This is a genomic window from Phytobacter sp. V69 (assembly GCF_965644215.1).
Classification (GTDB): Bacteria; Pseudomonadota; Gammaproteobacteria; order Enterobacterales; family Enterobacteriaceae; genus Phytobacter.
This window is the reverse complement of the sequence record NZ_CBFFRL010000094.1, coordinates 1-18,428: the sequence shown is the minus strand read 5'-3', so window position 1 is coordinate 18,428 and position 18,428 is coordinate 1. Positions and strand designations below refer to the sequence as shown.

17 protein-coding genes are annotated in these 18,428 nt (G+C 55.1%); 5 read left to right on the top strand and 12 right to left on the bottom strand.

Annotated features, from left to right (window positions below; genetic code table 11):
• Nucleotides 1-110 precede the first annotated feature (110 nt).
• The 4 genes from nirB (at nucleotide 111) to cysG (ending at nucleotide 5,437) form a co-directional block, all read left to right on the top strand.
• Nucleotides 111-2,615, top strand: a complete 2,505-nt coding sequence (gene nirB, locus ACSZPU_RS14435) for a nitrite reductase large subunit NirB (RefSeq protein ID WP_498999963.1) — start codon at nucleotides 111-113, stop codon at nucleotides 2,613-2,615.
• Nucleotides 2,612-2,938: a nitrite reductase small subunit NirD gene (nirD, locus tag ACSZPU_RS14430; protein WP_498999961.1), complete on the top strand. Its 327-nt coding sequence runs from the start codon at nucleotides 2,612-2,614 to the stop codon at nucleotides 2,936-2,938. Before nirB ends, nirD begins: the two co-directional genes overlap by 4 nt.
• 246 nt (nucleotides 2,939-3,184) lie before the next feature.
• Entirely contained in the window at nucleotides 3,185-3,994 is an 810-nt protein-coding gene (gene nirC, locus ACSZPU_RS14425; RefSeq protein ID WP_498999958.1) for a nitrite transporter NirC, read from the top strand.
• A 78-nt stretch (nucleotides 3,995-4,072) separates the two neighbouring features.
• Nucleotides 4,073-5,437, top strand: a complete 1,365-nt coding sequence (gene cysG, locus ACSZPU_RS14420; protein WP_498999955.1) for a siroheme synthase CysG — start codon at nucleotides 4,073-4,075, stop codon at nucleotides 5,435-5,437.
• Between the two features lie 105 nt (nucleotides 5,438-5,542).
• On the opposite strand, the gene trpS is transcribed toward cysG, so the two are convergent.
• The 12 genes from trpS to ACSZPU_RS14360 all read right to left on the bottom strand — a co-directional run bounded on the left by trpS (nucleotide 5,543) and on the right by ACSZPU_RS14360 (nucleotide 15,674).
• Entirely contained in the window at nucleotides 5,543-6,547 is a 1,005-nt protein-coding gene (gene trpS / locus ACSZPU_RS14415; RefSeq protein ID WP_498999953.1) for a tryptophan--tRNA ligase, read from the bottom strand.
• Nucleotides 6,540-7,301 carry a phosphoglycolate phosphatase gene (gene gph, locus ACSZPU_RS14410; RefSeq protein WP_498999950.1) on the bottom strand — a complete coding sequence of 254 codons (762 nt, stop codon included), beginning with the start codon at nucleotides 7,299-7,301 and terminating at the stop codon, nucleotides 6,540-6,542. Before gph ends, trpS begins: the two co-directional genes overlap by 8 nt.
• Nucleotides 7,294-7,971 (bottom strand): ribulose-phosphate 3-epimerase, encoded by a 678-nt coding sequence (gene rpe, locus ACSZPU_RS14405; RefSeq protein WP_498999948.1) that lies wholly within the window; start codon nucleotides 7,969-7,971, stop codon nucleotides 7,294-7,296. Before rpe ends, gph begins: the two co-directional genes overlap by 8 nt.
• Nucleotides 7,972-8,050: 79 nt before the next feature.
• The gene (gene dam, locus ACSZPU_RS14400) at nucleotides 8,051-8,872 is read right to left on the bottom strand and encodes an adenine-specific DNA-methyltransferase (protein WP_498999945.1); all 822 of its coding nucleotides are present in this window, start codon (nucleotides 8,870-8,872) and stop codon (nucleotides 8,051-8,053) included.
• Nucleotides 8,873-8,995: 123 nt separating this feature from the next.
• Nucleotides 8,996-10,306, bottom strand: coding sequence for a cell division protein DamX (damX, locus tag ACSZPU_RS14395; RefSeq protein ID WP_498999943.1), 1,311 nt, complete (start codon nucleotides 10,304-10,306; stop codon nucleotides 8,996-8,998).
• A gap of 90 nt (nucleotides 10,307-10,396) precedes the next feature.
• Nucleotides 10,397-11,485 carry a 3-dehydroquinate synthase gene (aroB, locus tag ACSZPU_RS14390; protein ID WP_498999940.1) on the bottom strand — a complete coding sequence of 363 codons (1,089 nt, stop codon included), beginning with the start codon at nucleotides 11,483-11,485 and terminating at the stop codon, nucleotides 10,397-10,399.
• A 55-nt stretch (nucleotides 11,486-11,540) separates the two neighbouring features.
• The gene (gene aroK / locus ACSZPU_RS14385) at nucleotides 11,541-12,062 is read right to left on the bottom strand and encodes a shikimate kinase AroK (RefSeq protein ID WP_035892101.1); all 522 of its coding nucleotides are present in this window, start codon (nucleotides 12,060-12,062) and stop codon (nucleotides 11,541-11,543) included.
• Nucleotides 12,063-12,356: 294 nt separating this feature from the next.
• Nucleotides 12,357-13,595, bottom strand: coding sequence for a DNA uptake porin HofQ (gene hofQ, locus ACSZPU_RS14380; protein ID WP_498999938.1), 1,239 nt, complete (start codon nucleotides 13,593-13,595; stop codon nucleotides 12,357-12,359).
• Nucleotides 13,558-13,914 (bottom strand): HofP DNA utilization family protein, encoded by a 357-nt coding sequence (locus tag ACSZPU_RS14375; protein WP_498999936.1) that lies wholly within the window; start codon nucleotides 13,912-13,914, stop codon nucleotides 13,558-13,560. The genes hofQ and ACSZPU_RS14375 overlap by 38 nt, the downstream gene beginning before the upstream one ends.
• Nucleotides 13,901-14,047: a HofO family protein gene (locus tag ACSZPU_RS14370; RefSeq protein ID WP_498999933.1), complete on the bottom strand. Its 147-nt coding sequence runs from the start codon at nucleotides 14,045-14,047 to the stop codon at nucleotides 13,901-13,903. The genes ACSZPU_RS14375 and ACSZPU_RS14370 overlap by 14 nt, the downstream gene beginning before the upstream one ends.
• A 302-nt stretch (nucleotides 14,048-14,349) precedes the next feature.
• Entirely contained in the window at nucleotides 14,350-14,889 is a 540-nt protein-coding gene (locus ACSZPU_RS14365) for a PilN domain-containing protein (protein ID WP_498999932.1), read from the bottom strand.
• Nucleotides 14,889-15,674 (bottom strand): type IV pilus biogenesis protein PilM, encoded by a 786-nt coding sequence (locus ACSZPU_RS14360; RefSeq protein ID WP_498999930.1) that lies wholly within the window; start codon nucleotides 15,672-15,674, stop codon nucleotides 14,889-14,891. Before ACSZPU_RS14360 ends, ACSZPU_RS14365 begins: the two co-directional genes overlap by 1 nt.
• A gap of 120 nt (nucleotides 15,675-15,794) precedes the next feature.
• On the opposite strand from ACSZPU_RS14360, the gene mrcA reads away from it, so the two are divergent.
• Nucleotides 15,795-18,347 (top strand): peptidoglycan glycosyltransferase/peptidoglycan DD-transpeptidase MrcA, encoded by a 2,553-nt coding sequence (gene mrcA / locus ACSZPU_RS14355; protein WP_498999927.1) that lies wholly within the window; start codon nucleotides 15,795-15,797, stop codon nucleotides 18,345-18,347.
• Nucleotides 18,348-18,428: the final 81 nt, after the last annotated feature.

The following is an 18,428-nucleotide window of genomic DNA, read 5'->3' as shown; positions in this document are numbered from 1 at the left end:
GCGGGCATCGTGAAAAGTCTATGTCAAAGAAAGGGTTATGTTCTCATAATTGACGATTAAATCGCACCTTCCTTAAGGTAGGCAGTAATAAAAAAGAAATCGAGGCAAAAATGAGCAAAGTCAAACTCGCTATAATCGGTAACGGCATGGTCGGCCACCGTTTTATTGAGGATCTCCTTGATAAAGCAGATGCCAGCCAGTTCGATATTACCGTTTTTTGTGAAGAACCCCGTAAAGCCTACGATCGCGTTCACCTGTCTTCCTACTTCTCGCATCATACTGCGGAAGAACTGTCGCTGGTACGTGAAGGTTACTACGAAAAGCACGGCGTGAACGTACTCGTCGGCGAACGTGCGATTACCATCAACCGCCAGGAGAAAGTGATCCACTCCAGCGCCGGTCGTACCGTCTATTATGACAAACTGATCATGGCAACGGGCTCTTATCCGTGGATCCCGCCGATTAAAGGCTCCGAGACCCAGGATTGTTTTGTTTACCGCACCATTGAAGACCTTAATGCCATCGAATCCTGCGCCCGTCGCAGCAAATTTGGTGCCGTGGTGGGTGGTGGTCTGCTCGGTCTGGAAGCGGCCGGCGCACTGAAAAATCTCGGCGTTGAAACCCACGTTATTGAATTTGCCCCAATGTTGATGGCTGAACAGCTCGACCAGATGGGCGGCGAACAGCTTAAACGCAAAATCGAAAGCATGGGTGTGCGCGTGCACACCAGCAAAAATACCAAAGAGATCGTCCAGGAAGGCACAACCGCGCGTAAGACCATGCGCTTTGCCGACGGCTCTGACCTGGAAGTCGATTTTATCGTCTTCTCAACCGGTATTCGCCCGCGCGACAAACTGGCTACCCAATGTGGGCTGGATGTGGCACAGCGTGGCGGTATCGAGATTAACGACACCTGCCAGACCTCTGACCCGGATATCTACGCGATTGGCGAATGTGCCAGCTGGAATAGCCACGTGTACGGTCTGGTTGCGCCGGGTTACAAAATGGCGCAGGTCGCCGTGGACCATATTATCGGCAATGCGAACGCCTTTGCCGGTGCGGATATGAGCGCCAAGCTGAAACTGCTGGGCGTAGACGTTGGCGGTATCGGCGATGCACATAGCCGCACGCCGGGCGCGCGCAGCTATGTTTACCTCGATGAAAGCAAAGAGGTCTACAAACGCCTGATCGTTAGCCCTGACAACAAAACGTTGCTCGGCGCGGTACTGGTGCTGAACGCCATCGAGCTGCCGGAGAACCCGGATTCATTGATCCTGCCAGCCCACGCATCAAGCGGCAAACCCTCTATCGGCGTGGATAAACTGCCGGACAGCGCGCAAATCTGCTCCTGCTTCGACGTCACCAAAGGCATGCTGATTTCCGCCATCAACCAAGGCTGCCATACCGTTGCGGCGCTGAAAGCGGAAACCAAAGCCGGTACCGGCTGCGGCGGTTGTATCCCGCTGGTCACTCAGGTGCTGAACGCTGAGCTGGCGAAACAGGGTATCGAAGTCACCAATAACCTGTGTGAGCACTTTGCGTATTCCCGTCAGGAGCTGTATCACCTGATTCGCGTCGAAGGGATTAAATCTTTCGACGAGCTGCTGGCGAAATACGGCAAAGGCTACGGTTGTGAAGTGTGTAAACCGACCGTCGGTTCACTGCTGGCCTCCTGCTGGAATGAATACATCCTGAAACCGCAGAACACCCCACTGCAGGACACCAACGATAACTTCCTGGCAAACATCCAGAAAGACGGCACTTACTCCGTTATCCCGCGTTCTGCGGGTGGCGAAATCACCCCGGAAGGGCTGATGGAAGTGGGTCGTATCGCCCGCGAATTTAATCTCTACACCAAAATCACCGGCTCTCAGCGTATCGGCCTGTTCGGTGCGCAAAAAGATGACCTGCCAGAAATCTGGCGTCAGCTGGTTGAAGCGGGCTTTGAAACCGGCCACGCGTATGCCAAAGCGCTGCGTATGGCAAAAACCTGCGTCGGCTCCACCTGGTGCCGCTACGGCGTAGGCGACAGCGTGGGCTTCGGCGTTGAGCTGGAAAACCGCTACAAAGGCGTTCGTACGCCGCACAAAATGAAGTTCGGCGTGTCCGGCTGTACCCGTGAATGTGCCGAAGCGCAGGGCAAAGACGTGGGCATCATCGCCACCGAAAAAGGCTGGAACCTGTATGTGTGCGGTAACGGCGGGATGAAACCACGCCATGCTGATTTGCTGTCGGCGGACCTCGATCGTGAAACCCTGCTCAAGTATCTCGACCGTTTCATGATGTTCTACATCCGCACGGCCGACAAACTGACCCGTACGGCCTCCTGGCTGGATAACCTGGAAGGCGGCATCGATTACCTGAAAAGCGTTATCATCGACAACAAACTGGGCCTGAATGACCAGCTTGAAGCCGAAATGGCCCGCCTGCGCGACGCCGTGATCTGCGAGTGGACCGAGACGGTCAACAACCCGCAGGCACAGGTACGCTTCAAACACTTTATCAACAGCGATAAACGCGACCCGAACGTTCAGATTGTGGCTGAACGCGAGCAACACCGACCGGCCACACCGTATGAACGCATCCCGGTCAAAATGCTGGAGGAAACCGTATGAGCCAGTGGAACACTATCTGCAAAATCGATGACATCATCCCGGCAACCGGCGTCTGCGCCTTGCTGAATGGCAAGCAGGTGGCGATTTTCCGCCCCCGTCACGATGAACAGGTTTTTGCCATCAGCAATATCGACCCGTTCTTCCAGGCCAGCGTGCTGTCTCGTGGCCTGATTGCCGAGCACAACGGTGAGCTGTGGGTCGCCAGCCCGCTGAAAAAACAGCGCTTCCGCCTGCGTGACGGGATGTGCCTTGAAGATGAAAGCCGCTCTGTCGACCATTTCGACGCACGGGTAAAAGACGGCGTAGTACAACTTAAAGCGTAATTTTCCAGTGGGGGTGCAATGCCCCCATTCATGGGATTCACCCATACCGTAGTTGCTTATTGAACTCGTAATTTTTATTTGTTTTTAATTTTAACTTTTCATTATTTACACAACATCATTTGTGCTGCGTCGCGGCGGCAACTGAACGATTCCCCAGGAGCATAGTGAACGATGTGACTGGGGGGAGTGAAGGCAGCCAACAAAGAGGCAGCGCAAAGGATGACGTGTTAAAGGGTAATCAACACTATGTTTACAGACACTATTAATAAGTGTGCGGCTAACGCTGCGCGCATTTCACGCCTCTCGACAAATAATCCACTCGCATTCTGGATCAGTTCTGCCATGGCGGGTGCCTATGTAGGCCTGGCCATTATCCTGATTTTTACCCTCGGTAATTTACTCGATCCCTCCGTGCGTCCGCTGGTGATGAGTGCCACTTTCGGCATCGCGTTAACACTGGTGATCATCGCCGGTTCGGAACTCTTTACCGGTCATACCATGTTCCTGACGTTGGGTGTGAAAGCGGGCACCATCAGCCACGGTCAGATGTGGGCCATTCTGCCGCAAACCTGGTTGGGTAACCTGCTGGGTTCCGTACTGGTTGCACTTCTTTATAACTGGGGTGGCGGTAGCTTACTGCCGCTGGATACCAGTCTCGTGCATACCGTTGCGCTGGCAAAAACCAACGCACCTGCGGGCGTCCTGTTCTTTAAAGGTGCACTGTGTAACTGGCTGGTTTGTCTGGCAATCTGGATGGCAATTCGTACTGATGGTGCAGCGAAATTCCTCGCCATCTGGTGGTGCCTGCTGGCGTTTATCGCTTCCGGCTACGAGCACTCCGTTGCCAATATGACGCTGTTTGCCCTCTCCTGGTTCGGTCACCACAGCGAGGCGTATACCCTCTCTGGCATTGGTCATAACCTGTTGTGGGTAACCCTCGGCAATACTTTCTCCGGCGCCGTGTTTATGGGTCTGGGTTACTGGTATGCTACGCCGAAAGCCGAGCGTCCTTCCGTAGAGAAGACAGCGAAGAGCCAACCAATAACAACCAATTAATAAAGACACGAATAATTCGTGTTGCAGGCAGCCAATGCACCTGCGGCGCGAAGAATGACGTGTATTTGAGGTGATGTCGTGGACCATTTACCCATTTTTTGTCAACTACGCGACCGCGACTGCCTGCTGGTAGGCGGTGGGGATGTCGCAGAACGTAAAGCCCGACTTTTAATGGATGCGGGTGCCCGGCTTACCGTTAACTCACTCACCTTCATTCCCCAGTTTCATGCGTGGGCGAACGAAGGGATGCTAACGCTGGTGGAAGGCGGTTTCGATGAGCGCCTGCTCGATCCTTGCTGGCTGGTTATCGCCGCCACCGATGATGAAACCGTTAACCAACAGGTCAGCGATGCGGCGGAATCCCACCGAATCTTTTGTAATGTGGTATACGCGCCGAAACAGGCGAGCTTTATCATGCCGTCAATTATCGACCGCTCGCCGCTGATGGTGGCGGTCTCCTCTGGCGGCACCTCCCCGGTGCTGGCGCGCCTGCTGCGCGAGAAGCTGGAATCAGTCCTGCCTCAACACCTCGGGCACGTCGCCAGCTATGCAGGCAAACTGCGTCGCCGTGTCAAAGACCACTTTGCTACCGTCGCCGAACGCCGTCGTTTCTGGGAAAAATTGTTCGTCAATGACCGTCTTGCACAGTCGCTGGCGAACCAGGATGCTCCCGCCGTTGAAGTCATTACTGAACAATTGATTGCCGAGCCGCTGGACCATCGTGGTGAAGTGGTGCTGGTGGGAGCCGGTCCCGGCGATCCGGGTTTGTTGACCCTGAAAGGCTTGCAACAAATTCAGCAGGCCGATGTGGTGGTCTATGACCGCCTGGTCTCTGATGAAATCATGAATCTGGTACGCCGCGATGCGGACCGCGTATTTGTTGGTAAACGCGCGGGCTATCACTGCGTGCCGCAAGAAGAGATTAACCAGATCCTGCTGCGTGAAGCGCAACAGGGCAAACGTGTTGTGCGTCTGAAAGGCGGCGATCCATTTATCTTTGGGCGCGGCGGTGAAGAGCTGGAGACCCTGTGTCACGCGGGCATCCCATTCTCGGTCGTGCCGGGCATTACCGCCGCATCCGGCTGTTCTGCTTATTCCGGCATTCCGTTAACCCACCGCGATTACGCACAAAGCGTACGTCTGGTGACGGGGCATCTGAAAACCGGCGGCGAGCTGGACTGGGCCAATCTGGCGGCAGAGAAACAGACGCTGGTGTTCTATATGGGGCTAAATCAGGCGGCCACCATTCAGGAGAAACTGCTGGAGCACGGGATGCAAGTCGATATGCCGGTGGCGCTGGTGGAAAATGGCACCTCGGTGAAACAGCGCGTGGTCAGCGGCTTGCTGACGGAGCTGGGCGAACTCGCCCGGCAGGTTGAAAGCCCGGCGCTGATCATCGTTGGACGCGTCGTGGGCCTGCGCGATAAGCTGAAATGGTTCTAGCAAAAACCAGGACTATTACTGCCTGATGCTCTCACCCCATTCCTCTCTCACGGGAGAGGGCGCACAGACTAAAAATGGCAACCTAGGTTGCCATTTTGCTTTTACCTACGGTTTCGCCACAAACCCAATCGCTTCGTAGACTTTTTTCAGCGTTTCAGACGCGCGTGCGCTGGCCTTCTGGGCACCCTCTTTCATGATCTTCTGCAAGAAGGCTTCGTCGTTGCGGTAGCGATGATAACGCTCCTGCAGCTCAGTCAGCATGCCGGACACGGCTTCAGCCACTTCGCCTTTCAGGTGGCCGTACATTTTGCCTTCGAAGTGCTGCTCCAGCTCCGGAATGCTCTTGCCGGTGACGGCAGAGAGGATATCCAGCAGGTTAGACACGCCCGCTTTGTTCTGGATGTCGTAACGCACGACTGGCGGCTCGTCACCGTCGGTCATCGCACGTTTGATTTTCTTCACGACCGATTTCGGGTCTTCCAGCAGGCCGATAACGTTGTTGCGGTTATCGTCAGACTTGGACATTTTCTTCGTCGGTTCCAGCAGCGACATGACGCGCGCGCCAGACTTCGGAATAAACGGCTCAGGCACTTTAAAGACATCACCGTAGATGGCGTTAAAGCGCTGGGCAATATCGCGGCTCAGCTCCAGATGCTGTTTCTGGTCTTCACCGACCGGAACCTGGTTGGTCTGATACAGCAGGATATCCGCGGCCATCAGTACCGGATAATCGAACAGACCGGCGTTGATGTTCTCGGAATAACGGGCTGATTTGTCTTTGAACTGGGTCATACGGCTCAGTTCGCCGAAATAGGTGTAGCAGTTCAGCGCCCAGCCCAGCTGCGCATGTTCCGGCGCATGAGACTGAACGAAGATGGTGCTTTTTTCAGGATCGATACCGCATGCCAGATAGAGCGCCAGAGTATCCAGAGTGGCTTTACGCAGCTTTTCAGGATCCTGACGCGCGGTAATGGCATGCAGGTCAACGATGCAATAGATGCAGTCGTAGTCATCCTGCATGTTCACCCACTGACGCAACGCACCCATGTAGTTCCCAATGGTCAATTCACCTGAGGGCTGTGCGCCACTAAATACGATGGGTTTAGTCATTTTTCACGTCCTGATTTTCACTGTGCGGGAGCCCGAGTGCGGGCAGTAGTTCGTTAAAGCGGTCGTACACGTAGTCCGGCTCACTCAAGGTAATGGCTTCGCCGTAATTGTAACCATAGGTCAGGCCTACGGAGCAACAGCCCGCGGCCTGGGCGGCGAGAATGTCATTACGCGAGTCGCCAACGAACAGCAATTCATTGGGTGCCAGACCCAGCTTATCCGCCACCAGCAGCAGCGGTTCCGGGTGAGGCTTTTTGTTTTTCACGTCGTCACCGCCGATGACCACGCTGAAATATGGCGCGATGCCCAGTGCTTCAAGGAGCGGGGCAACAAATGGCGTCGGCTTGTTGGTCACCAGCGCCATCGGGAAACCTTTTTCGTGCAGAGCAGCCAGCGTATGGGCAACATCAGGGAACAGGAAACTGCCCTCTTCCACCGACTCAGCGTAATAGCGGTCGAACAGCTTACGCAGCATGACAGCCTGTTCTTCCTGCGGGATATCAGCGTGGCTGATCGCCGGTTTACCGGACGCGACACGCTGCGAATTACGCTCCTGTAGCGACCAGGTCAATGCCCGCGACATCAGCACATCCGCGCCATTGCCAATCCAGGTGATGACGCGCGCTTCACCCGCCTGCGGGAGTTCCAGCGCATACAATGCGTTATCTACCGCTGCCGTCAGCCCCGGTGCGCTGTCTACCAGCGTCCCGTCGAGGTCAAAAGCTACCCCACGAATTGCCTGCATTTTATCCATGACTTACCTTTGCCAGTTCACTGCGCATTTCATCAATGACTTTTTTGTAGTCCGGTTGGTCGAAAATCGCCGAACCTGCAACAAACATATCCGCACCTGCGGCGGCGATCTCAGCGATATTGCTGACCTTAACACCGCCGTCCACTTCCAGGCGAATATCAAAACCGGACTCATCAATACGACGGCGCACTTCACGCAGTTTATCCAGGGTATGCGGAATGAAGGATTGACCGCCGAAGCCCGGGTTAACCGACATCAGCAGAATGACATCCAGCTTATCCATCACATAATCCAGATAGCTCAGCGGCGTGGCGGGGTTGAATACCAGACCCGCTTTACACCCCTGCTCTTTGATCAGTTGCAGCGTACGATCAACATGTTCAGAAGCTTCCGGATGGAACGTAATAATGCTTGCCCCAGCGGCGGCGAAATCCGGCACCAGGCGATCGACAGGCTTCACCATCAGATGCACGTCAATCGGCGCGGTAATGCCGTATTTGCGCAGCGATTTCAGTACCATCGGTCCAATGGTCAGGTTCGGCACATAGTGGTTATCCATCACATCGAAGTGAACCACATCGGCACCGGCAGCCAGCGCACTGGCAGTGTCTTCACCCAGGCGGGCAAAATCAGCCGACAGAATCGAAGGGGCAATCAAATACTGTGTCATCCGCATCTCCTTGAGAAGAATATAAATTCATTTTACAGGGTGTAGACAAACGCATTCCCGACGGCGAAGCCGCTCTGGCTCAGACGATTAGCGGGCGATACAGCGCCAGCAGTTCATCTACCTTTTTACGCGTCCCACCGTTGCTGCTGATACTGCGCCGCACTTTTACTACGTGCAGTTTCGCCTGGCTGTACCACTCACGCGTTAACGCGGTGTCGTGGTTGGAAATCAATACCGGAATTCGGTTATTCACCAGGCTCTCGGCAATGGCCGCCAGATGGGCCTGTTGCTCCAGAGTAAAGCTATTCGTATGGTACGCCGTAAAATTCGCCGTGGCTGAGAGCGGGGCATAAGGCGGATCGCAATAGACCACCGAATTCGCATCCGCACGCGCCATGCTGTCAGCGTAGGATTCGCAATAGAAGAAGGCATTCTGCGCCTTTTCCGCGAAATGATACAACTCAGCTTCCGGGAAGTAGGGCTTTTTGTAGCGACCAAACGGGACGTTAAACTCGCCGCGCAAATTGTAACGACACAGGCCGTTATAGCCATGACGGTTCAGATATAAAAACAACAGCGCACGCCGGAACGAATCCTGACTCTGGTTAAACTCAGCACGCAGTTGATAATAGGTTTCAGACTGGTTCGTCGCAGGCGTAAAGAGCTCCCGCGCCCCGTGAACATACTCATCAGCACGGTCTTTAACGATGCTATAGAGGCCAATCAGGTCGCTATTGATATCCGCAAGAATGTAACGGGAAAATGAAGTATTGAGGAATACCGAGCCAGCACCAACGAAGGGTTCGATCAGGCATTCGCCTTTCGGCAAATGTCGTTCAATATCGGCAAGCAGAGGATATTTACCCCCTGCCCATTTCAGAAAAGCGCGATTTTTTTTCATGCTGGATGATTGATTACACTCTCTCCGGCTGTGGAGACAGCTCCGACAGCATCCTGCGCTTTATACACGTTATCATTCAGGCAAGGCCTGGGTGGCCTGCCTGAATGATGTTGTGGCGTGAAATTATTTCAGGTCGGCCTGAACCTGGTGAATAGGCTTGGCCCACGGGTTTTTCGCCTGAACATCTGATGGCAGTGCCGCAACAGCGCGTTTTGCGTCTTCCTTAGTCGCATACACACCACTCACCAGTACATACCACGGCTGGCCATTACGCGTTGTCTGATAAACCACAAAGTTTTTCAGATTTTCCTTTTTGGCCCAGGTGTTCAGGTTGTTGTAATTCGATGAACTGCTCAGTTGCAGCGTGTAATGGCTGGCCGGCGCAGATTTCAGTGAACCCACGTTGCCTGTCGCCACGCTCGTACCCACCGCTGGTGCCGCAGTGGCTGCCGGTGCAGTGGTGCTGGTCGTCGCTTTTGGCGGCGTTGCTGTCACGGTCGGCGCTTTAACCGGCTCAGAAGCCACAACTTTCGGCTGTGCTACTGGTGCCTGAGCAACCGGTTTAGGCTCTGCCTTAATTACCGGCGGTTTAATCTGCTGCGGTTTCGGCTCGATGACCATTTGTTTGCGTTCAGGGCGAGTCGTTGCCGTATGGTTTTCTGCAGTTGCCGCGGTATGAGCCGCATTACCGCCACCGTTGCGCACTGGCGCAACCGTTGCAGGCTCCGTCGGCAGGGTGCTGTTTGCCACGGCGTTGTTAATCTGCGCCTGGTTTTGCGGCGACGTAAGCGCGGAGTTCAAATCACCCTGCACCTCAAGACGCTGCTGGGTACCTGTGGTTGCAGGTGCCTGGCTTTGCGAAGGCGTTGAGGAGATTGGCGGCAGGGAAATATCCTGCGATGCATTACCTGTCGTCGGCTGCGCGGCCCCTGCCGTTTGCTGAGCAGAGGTAGTGCCTGGCGCAGGCTGAGTGGCATTCGCCTGATCGGCAGCGCCACCGTTCCCCGAAAGGTCGATGTTTTTGCTGGCAGGTTCACCCTGCGCAGCCGTGCTATTACTGGAAGGGGCTTTTAACGCGGAACCGATGCCGACAATCAGCAGCAGCAGAACCAGAACACCAACACCCATCATCACGTACTGGCGTGAAGCAGGTTTTGCGGCGGCTTTTTTACGCTTACGTGGGCGACGCTCTACGCGTTCCTCGTCCAGTGAGTCTTCTTCCGCTTCATAATCTTCTTCTGCGTGTTCTTCACGTTCGTCGCGTTCATCGCGCGCCTTACGTGTTCTTGAAGGGCGACGATCGTCAGCATCAAGTTCAACATCATCAAAATTGATCTGCGGCTCATCAACACGTTCAGAAGATTGACGAGAACGACCAGTACGACGATCGCTGGGATCGGGTTTCAGCTCGTCTTCTGGTTTGAATTCATCCATTTAACACCCCACTCAAAGGCTCATGCCAACCACAATTGCATTCGCCCGAAGTTAAACGCCACGCACGCGCAGCAAGACCTTTCTAATAAATTACGCCTGCTGACAATCAGCAATAGCGCCAAGTACAACGTCTTGTGACACTCCGCCACGCACTTCGCTTTTCCCTATTGCCAGCGGGAGCACTAAACGCAGCTCGCCGGCCAAAACTTTCTTGTCACGCAGCATGTGCGGGATATACGCCTGTGCGGTCATTTCTTTCGGTCCATGAACCGGCAGACCTGCACGCTCAAGCAGGGTAATAATGCGTTGGGTATCGTCTTTACTGAACTGCCCCAGGCGCTCAGATGCGCGCGCGGCCATGACCATACCGGCCGCGACAGCTTCACCATGCAACCAGTTGCCGTAACCCATTTCGGCTTCAATGGCATGGCCAAAGGTATGTCCCAGATTCAGTAAAGCACGTAAGCCCATTTCCCGCTCGTCAGCCGCCACAACTTCGGCTTTCAGCTCACAACAACGGCGAATACAGTACGCCATTGCCGGGCCGTCCAGACGCAACAGCGCATCCAGATTCTGCTCAAGCCAGTCAAAAAATGCGCCATCAAGGATGACGCCGTATTTGATCACCTCGGCGAGACCAGAGGAGAGTTCACGCGCAGGCAGTGTTTTCAGACAGTCGAGATCAACCACCACCGAGGCCGGCTGGTAGAACGCGCCAATCATGTTTTTGCCAAGGGGATGGTTTACCGCTGTTTTGCCGCCAACCGACGAGTCGACCTGCGAAAGCAATGTGGTGGGAACCTGAATAAAACGCACGCCACGCTGGTAGCTGGCAGCGGCAAAACCGGTCAGATCGCCCACCACACCGCCGCCCAACGCAACAAGCGTTGTGTCCCGGCCGTGAGGTTTTTGCAAAAGCGCAGTGAAGACCGTGTCCAGTACCGTCAGGCTTTTATACTGTTCGCCGTCCGGTAGAACCACGCTATCGACTTTGATACCGGCCGTTTCAAGGACATGGCGGATCTTGTCGAGATAGAGTGGAGCCAGCGTTTCGTTAGTGACCAGCATGACCTGGTCACCGGATTTCAGGGGCGAGAAAGAAGCTGGATCGTCGAACAAACCAGCCGCGATGGTGATAGGGTAACTACGTTCCCCGAGAGTGACTGTGATCCTCTCCATGACGCGACATCCACCTTATTTGCTTAAACCCGCAGGCCTGTGTATTACGCCAGAATTAGTTGCTTTCCAGCATGTGAATAATCTGGTTTGCGACGACTTTCGCGCTCTGATCGTCAGTGCGAATGGTAACGTCGGCAATCTCTTCATACAGAGGATTGCGTTCATCAGCCAGTGCTTCCAGCACTTCACGCGGCGGCGTTTCCACCTGTAAAAGCGGACGTTTTTTGTCACGTTGAGTACGAGCCAGCTGTTTCTCGATAGTGGTTTCCAGATAAACCACTACGCCACGGGCGGAGAGACGATTACGGGTTTCGCGAGACTTCACAGAGCCACCACCGGTAGCCAGAACAATGCCCTGTTTTTCCGTTAGCTCGTTGATGATTTTTTCTTCGCGATCGCGGAAACCTTCTTCACCTTCTACATCGAAGACCCAGCCCACATCAGCTCCGGTTCGTTTCTCAATCTCTTGATCAGAATCGTAAAATTCCATATTGAGTTGTTGAGCTAACTGACGCCCAATAGTGCTTTTGCCGGCACCCATAGGCCCAACCAGAAAGATATTGCGTTTCTCTGCCATTTTTTCGGTACTACTAAGACTATTCGTTGATGATAAATCCGCTCCGTTGACACCGTGCGAAGCCGGACATGAACTGAAACCTCTTATGCGATAGTGCGAGAGTCAGACCAAAAATTATCTCAGTACTGAGACTGGTTTGGCAACTGAATAAATCGCCAACCAGACGTTAACACGACTTATGGTAAGACGGAGATTGCTGACGCTCAAATCGGTACTCCTTGTAAGCTAAATCATCTCTCACGTCAAACACCTGTAGCGAGTTAGGCAGAAAAAGCGATGCAGAATATGTTTCGATCAACGAACGGGGACCAGCCGTGGTGTAATAAAGACCACCAGTTCACGGCGCTCATTGTCTTTACCATCATGACGAAATAGCCGACCAAGCCAGGGTATCCCCCCTAAAATTGGTACACTGTCGGAACCGAGCTTGTTCTTTTGCGAGAAAATACCGCCCAGCGCCAGGGTATCGCCGCTTTTTATCTCGACCTGGGTTTCAATCTCCTGTTTATCAATCGCCAGTACCTCTCCATCAGCCTGCTGGAGCACCTGGCCCGGCACGTTCTGGGTAATACGCAATTTGAGCCGCACACGGCTGTCGGGTAGCACGGTGGGCGTCACTTCCATACCCAGTACCGCTTCTTTAAATTCCACCGAGGTCGCACCGCTTTCCCCGCTGGACACCTGATAGGGGATTTCACTGCCTTGCTTAATGCTGGCGGGCTGCATGTGGGAGGCCAGTAAGCGCGGGCTGGCGATGATTTCCAACTGCTGCTTTTGTTCCAGCGCGGACAATTCAATATCCAGCAGCCGTCCGTTAATACTGCCAATGTTAAAACCAACCCGGGTACTGGCACTGTCTACCGACAAATCGCTGGAAAGTGACGATACATGGCCACGTTTGCCAGGTTTTGTCGCCTCTCCCAGCCCCCATTTAACTCCAAGCTCACGCAAACTCTTTTCATTTATAGTGACGATGTGTGCCGCCAGTTCAACCTGCTCTATGGGTAAATCCATCTGCGCGACCCACTTTTCCAGCGCGTTAAGCACCGCCTTATGGTCACGAACAACGAGTCGATTAAGGCGCGTGTCTACCGTGATGGTTCCCTTCGGCCCAAGGAGTTTTTCTCCGGCCTTTGCCAGTTCGCTGGCCTGTGCGTAGCGCAGCGTCAGGCTACGTTCTTCCAGCGGCAGGCTCTGTTTTTGCTTTTCCAGTGCCGCCTCACGCGCGTCGTACTGCTGTTGCTGCCAGCCTGCGGAATGCAAATATAAGATGTTGCCTTCGCTGCACAGCGTCAGCCCGGCGCTGGAAATCACGGTGTTTAATGCCTGTTTCCAGGGAACATCTACCAGATGTAAGGAGAGCGTCCCGCTGACGTCCGGCGAGATAACCAGGTTGTGTTTTTCCTGCTCGACGAGCGCCTGTAAAACCTGGGCGACGGGGACATCATCCACCATTAATGTCACGGGGGCGGGCGTTGCCGCATGTGCCAGGACGCTACTCAGGCACAGCGCTGCCGCGAATACTTTTTTCATGCTGAGATCCTTCTCGTTTCCAGTGCCAGCGCTCAGGTTCACATCCTTCCCCTGTCGCGATGTGCATCTCTTCTTTATTAAAATCCACCACACGCCAGCCGCCTGGAAGCGTCTCTCCCACCTGCACGCGCCGCCATTTCCCGGCGGGATTGCGCACAATGCCGGTTGCTGCATCAGCCATTGCCACCATGCCCTGATAGCGCCAAAGGCTAAGTTGGCTGGCCATACAGCGATCGGAGGGCGGCTGGAAAGGGTCGCGCATCCCCGCCAGCACCAGTACCAGCAAACCTGCCGCAGCCATGCGTTTAGCCGCCATCATCGCTCTCCAGTTGCAGTGCAAAACGCAACGCGTTTTCCTCTACGGTGATGGAAAAGGCTGGCGTGAGCATCTGGCGCTCGGCAAGCCACGAAAACGTTTGAGGGATGGACGCCCACTGCGCCTCCAGCACCATCTCTCCCCCCCCTCTGAGCGGGATGCCAGCGAATCAGCCGCGCCTCGCGAGAATGAACATCCAGCGGCGAAAAGGTCTTTGGTGCATTCGATGCGGTAAGCGGCATTTCCGGTGGCTTAAGGGACAGGATGTCCCGCCAACTGACCTGCAATGCCGCCTGCTGCGCAAGGCGCTGCTGCTGCCATATTGTTGGTTCGCGCATGATGGGTTTTATCTGCCACCACCAAAGCAGAAGCATCAGACTCACCATAAGCAGCAACCCGTATCCCGCTCTCGCCGCAGGCGAAAGCGCGTACCAGACATCAAGGCTGCGCGGCATGCTCGTCTTCCTTTTTAAGCTGATAGTGAAACTGCCAGCGCCCCTGGGCATCCCGCTCGGTCGCGCCTGTTTGGTGAAGTCGAAAACCGTCTGTCGTTTCCAGCGCCCGCTCCAGCGTGCTTAAGGACTGGAACGTTCTGGCCAGGCCAGACACACTGAGCAGCCCTTGCTGAAACTGCATCTGCGTAAGCCAGGCGTTTTCGGGCATTTTCTGCGCCAGTTCAACCAGCCGCTGCTGCCAGTCGCGGGTGTTTTGCTGCCGCTGCGCCCTGGCCTGCTGCTTTAGCCAGCGCTGGTGCAACGCCAGGAAGTGCGGCTGCTTTGCCGCCAGCGCTGACAGCATCTGCACGTTGGATTGTTGCCAGAGCGTGGCGACCCGTCTGTCCTGAGCGACCATAACATGAAGTATCACGATGAACAGTACACCGGTGCCCGCACCGAACGTCAGCAATTGCCCCCAAAAACGTCGACATGCCCGCTGCCGCTGCTGTCGCCAGGGCAGCAGGTTAATCATCTGTTCCATTAGCGCACCGCCCCCAATGCCAGGCCAATCGCCACCGCAAAACGCATGCCGTTTGTCGGCAGAGGCGGTTGCCGCTGTGTGATGGCGTCCCAGGGGTCAAAATCGGATGCCGCCGCTGTGCATAGCGCAATGTCGCAGGCTTCCAGCCCCAGGCTTGCGGTCAGGTGGTTTACGGTGGGCAGATCCTCGCGCGACCGACGCCCCCATCCGGTGCGGCTTGCCCACAGCCATTGGGCGTCGTCTTCCCAGAGAAGGCAACGAGCCGGGGAAGGCAAAAAAGGAATGAGATGCTGCAACGCACAGGCATCGGGGGTAAGGGAGGCCAGATTGAGATGCAGGGACGACGCCAGTTCCAGCAATGTCGCCACATCTTTATGCTGCGCCGCCGTCACGCTGTAGGCCTGCTCCAGCGAATCTTCGGTGTAGTCGAAACGCAAATCCGCCGCCGTCATTTCAAGCTCACGCGCCATTGCCTGAGAAACCCAGCTTGCCAGCTCGTTTTCCCGTAGGGTCAATGCCGGACGCGGGAGCTTACGCTGCAAGGTACGCGCAGACGGAAATGCCAGCCGCACCCGGAGGCGCTGCGGTAGCGATTTGCGCCACGGTAAAAGCGTGGTAAGTAGCTGTTGTGGGGCTTTTAGCTGCCCGTTTTCAACTGTGCCCAATGGTAACGGGATGTGCCACCACCGACGTAGCGCCCACCCCGCCCGACCAGCGGTTAACGCAACGCTGAAAACGCTATCTTGCTGAATATGCAGTCCAATCTGCCAGTGCCCGAATGCCATAAATCGCGACCTCCTTATCGCCGGGAAAGATGACGGCTATATCAATGAATCAGGCTTGCATTTATACTACCGCGCGGTTGTTTATAAACTGCCCAAATGAAACTAAATGGGAATCCTCCGGTGAAGTTCGTAAAGTATTTATTGATCCTTGCAGTGTGTTGCATTCTGCTGGGAGCAGGCTCGATTTATGGTTTGTACAAATTCATTGAGCCGCAGCTACCTGACGTCGCCACGCTGAAAGACGTGCGACTGCAAATCCCGATGCAGGTCTATAGCGCCGATGGCGAATTGATTGCGCAGTACGGCGAAAAACGTCGTATTCCGCTGACTCTGAATCAGATCCCGCCAGAAATGGTGAAAGCGTTTGTTGCCACGGAAGACAGCCGCTTTTATGAGCACCATGGTGTGGATCCGGTGGGGATTTTCCGTGCCGCCAGCGTTGCGTTGTTCTCTGGTCACGCCTCGCAGGGTGCCAGTACCATTACGCAGCAGCTTGCACGTAACTTCTTCCTGAGCCCGGAACGCACGCTGATGCGTAAAATCAAGGAAGTGTTCCTGGCTATCCGCATCGAGCAGTTGCTGAATAAAGACGAGATCCTCGAGCTTTATCTCAACAAGATTTATCTCGGTTACCGCGCTTATGGCGTGGGTGCGGCGGCACAGGTCTACTTCGGTAAAACCGTCGACCAGCTCACCCTGATTGAAATGGCGGTGATTGCCGGGCTACCAAAAGCACCGTCCACGTTTAACCCGCTCTATTCGCTCGATCGCGCAACGGCCCGCCGTAATGTGGTGCTGGCACGTATGCTGAGCGAAGGCTACATCAGCCAGACGCAGTACGTTCAGGCCCGTGGCGAAGCCATTGATGCGAATTATCATGCGCCTGAAATTGCCTTCTCTGCGCCATACCTGTCAGAAATGGTGCGTCAGGATCTGGTGAATCGCTACGGCGATAAAGCGTATGAAGACGGCTATCGCGTTTACACCACCATCACTCGTAAAGTACAGTTGGCGGCGCAAGATGCAGTGCGTAATAACGTGATGGATTACGATATGCGCCATGGTTACCGTGGCCCGTCAAACGTGCTGTGGAAACCGGGTGAAAGCGCCTGGGATAGCAAAAAAATCACCGAAACCCTTAAAGCGCTGCCAACCTACGGACCGCTGGAACCGGCTGTTGTAACGGCGGCGAATGCGCAAGAAGCTACGGCCATGCTGGGAGACGGGACGTCCGTATCGCTGCATATGGACGGGATGCGCTGGGCGCGCCCTTACCGCTCTGACACCGCACAAGGCCCAACGCCGCGTAAAGTGACCGATGTCGTGCTGGCAGGCCAGCAGATTTGGGTTCGTATGGTGAACGAAGGCTGGTGGCTGGCACAGGTGCCGGACGTTAACTCTGCGTTGGTGTCCATCAACCCACACGATGGCGCAGTACTGGCGTTGGTCGGTGGTTTCGATTTCAACCAGAGCAAGTTTAACCGTGCCACTCAGGCCCTGCGTCAGGTCGGTTCTAACATCAAACCGTTCCTTTATACCGCAGCGATGGACAAGGGCCTGACGCTGGCCAGTATCCTGAACGATGTGCCGATCTCCCGCTGGGATGCCGGTGCAGGTTCCGACTGGCGTCCGAAAAACTCACCAGATGAGTATGCCGGGCCAATTCGCCTGCGTCAGGGGCTGGGGCAGTCGAAGAACGTGGTGATGGTGCGTGCAATGCGTGCAATGGGTGTCGATTACGCCGCTGAATATTTACAGCGCTTCGGCTTCCCGGCACAGAACATTGTGCATACTGAATCACTGGCGCTGGGTTCCGCATCCTTCACGCCGATGCAGGTCGCCCGTGGCTATTCCGTCATGGCGAACGGCGGCTTCCTGATCGATCCGTACTTCATCACCAAAATCGAAAACGATCAGGGTAATGTCCTGTTCGAGAACAAGCCGAAAGTGGCCTGCGCGGACTGCAATATCCCGGTCATTTACGGAGATACGCCGAAGTCAGACGTGCTGGAAAACAAAGATATGGAAAACGTGGCTATCTCTCAGGAGCAGCAAAATGCTTCCGTACCGATGCCACAGCTGGAACAGGCTAATCAGGATCTGGTGGCGAAAAGCGGCGGTCAGGAATATGCACCGCACGTGATCAGCACTCCGCTGTCGTTCTTAATTAAGAGCGCGCTGAACAGTAACATCTTCGGCGAGCCCGGCTGGCAGGGCACAGGCTGGCGCGCGGGTCGTGACCTCAAACGTAACGACATCGGCGGCAAAACCGGGACCACCAACAGCTCGAAAGATGCCTGGTTCTCCGGTTATGGTCCGGGCGTAGTGACCTCCGTGTGGATCGGTTTCGATGACCACCGTCGCGATCTGGGACGCACTTCGGCATCGGGTGCTATCAAAGACCAGATATCGGGTTACGAAGGCGGTGCGAAGAGTGCGCAACCGGCATGGGATGCGTACATGCAGGTTGTCCTCAATGGCGTACCGGAACAGCCGCTGACCCCGCCGCCTGGCGTGGTGACGGTGAATATCGACCGGAGTACGGGCCAACTGGCAAGTGGAGGCAGCAGCCGTCAGGAATACTTTATTGACGGAACGCAGCCCACTCAGCAGGCCGTGCACGAAGTGGGGACCACCATTATCGACAACGGTGAGACTCACGAACTGTTCTGATGAACGTAAAAAACCACCTGCATAGCAGGTGGCATTGATAACGCCCCATAGGGGCGTACTCAGTCCAGACTCTGAGAGTCT

Bases quoted from the DNA above. Each gene is read 5' to 3' on its own strand.
- nirB (WP_498999963.1), top strand. From the start codon at position 111: ATGAGCAAAGTCAAACTCGCTATAATCGGTAACGGCATGGTCGGCCAC.
- nirD (WP_498999961.1), top strand. From the start codon at position 2,612: ATGAGCCAGTGGAACACTATCTGCAAAATCGATGACATCATCCCGGCA.
- nirC (WP_498999958.1), top strand. From the start codon at position 3,185: ATGTTTACAGACACTATTAATAAGTGTGCGGCTAACGCTGCGCGCATT.
- trpS (WP_498999953.1), bottom strand. From the start codon at position 6,547: ATGACTAAACCCATCGTATTTAGTGGCGCACAGCCCTCAGGTGAATTG.
- gph (WP_498999950.1), bottom strand. From the start codon at position 7,301: ATGGATAAAATGCAGGCAATTCGTGGGGTAGCTTTTGACCTCGACGGG.
- rpe (WP_498999948.1), bottom strand. From the start codon at position 7,971: ATGACACAGTATTTGATTGCCCCTTCGATTCTGTCGGCTGATTTTGCC.
- dam (WP_498999945.1), bottom strand. From the start codon at position 8,872: ATGAAAAAAAATCGCGCTTTTCTGAAATGGGCAGGGGGTAAATATCCT.
- damX (WP_498999943.1), bottom strand. From the start codon at position 10,306: ATGGATGAATTCAAACCAGAAGACGAGCTGAAACCCGATCCCAGCGAT.
- aroB (WP_498999940.1), bottom strand. From the start codon at position 11,485: ATGGAGAGGATCACAGTCACTCTCGGGGAACGTAGTTACCCTATCACC.
- aroK (WP_035892101.1), bottom strand. From the start codon at position 12,062: ATGGCAGAGAAACGCAATATCTTTCTGGTTGGGCCTATGGGTGCCGGC.
- hofQ (WP_498999938.1), bottom strand. From the start codon at position 13,595: ATGAAAAAAGTATTCGCGGCAGCGCTGTGCCTGAGTAGCGTCCTGGCA.
- ACSZPU_RS14375 (WP_498999936.1), bottom strand. From the start codon at position 13,914: ATGATGGCGGCTAAACGCATGGCTGCGGCAGGTTTGCTGGTACTGGTG.
- ACSZPU_RS14370 (WP_498999933.1), bottom strand. From the start codon at position 14,047: ATGGTGCTGGAGGCGCAGTGGGCGTCCATCCCTCAAACGTTTTCGTGG.
- ACSZPU_RS14365 (WP_498999932.1), bottom strand. From the start codon at position 14,889: ATGGAACAGATGATTAACCTGCTGCCCTGGCGACAGCAGCGGCAGCGG.
- ACSZPU_RS14360 (WP_498999930.1), bottom strand. From the start codon at position 15,674: ATGGCATTCGGGCACTGGCAGATTGGACTGCATATTCAGCAAGATAGC.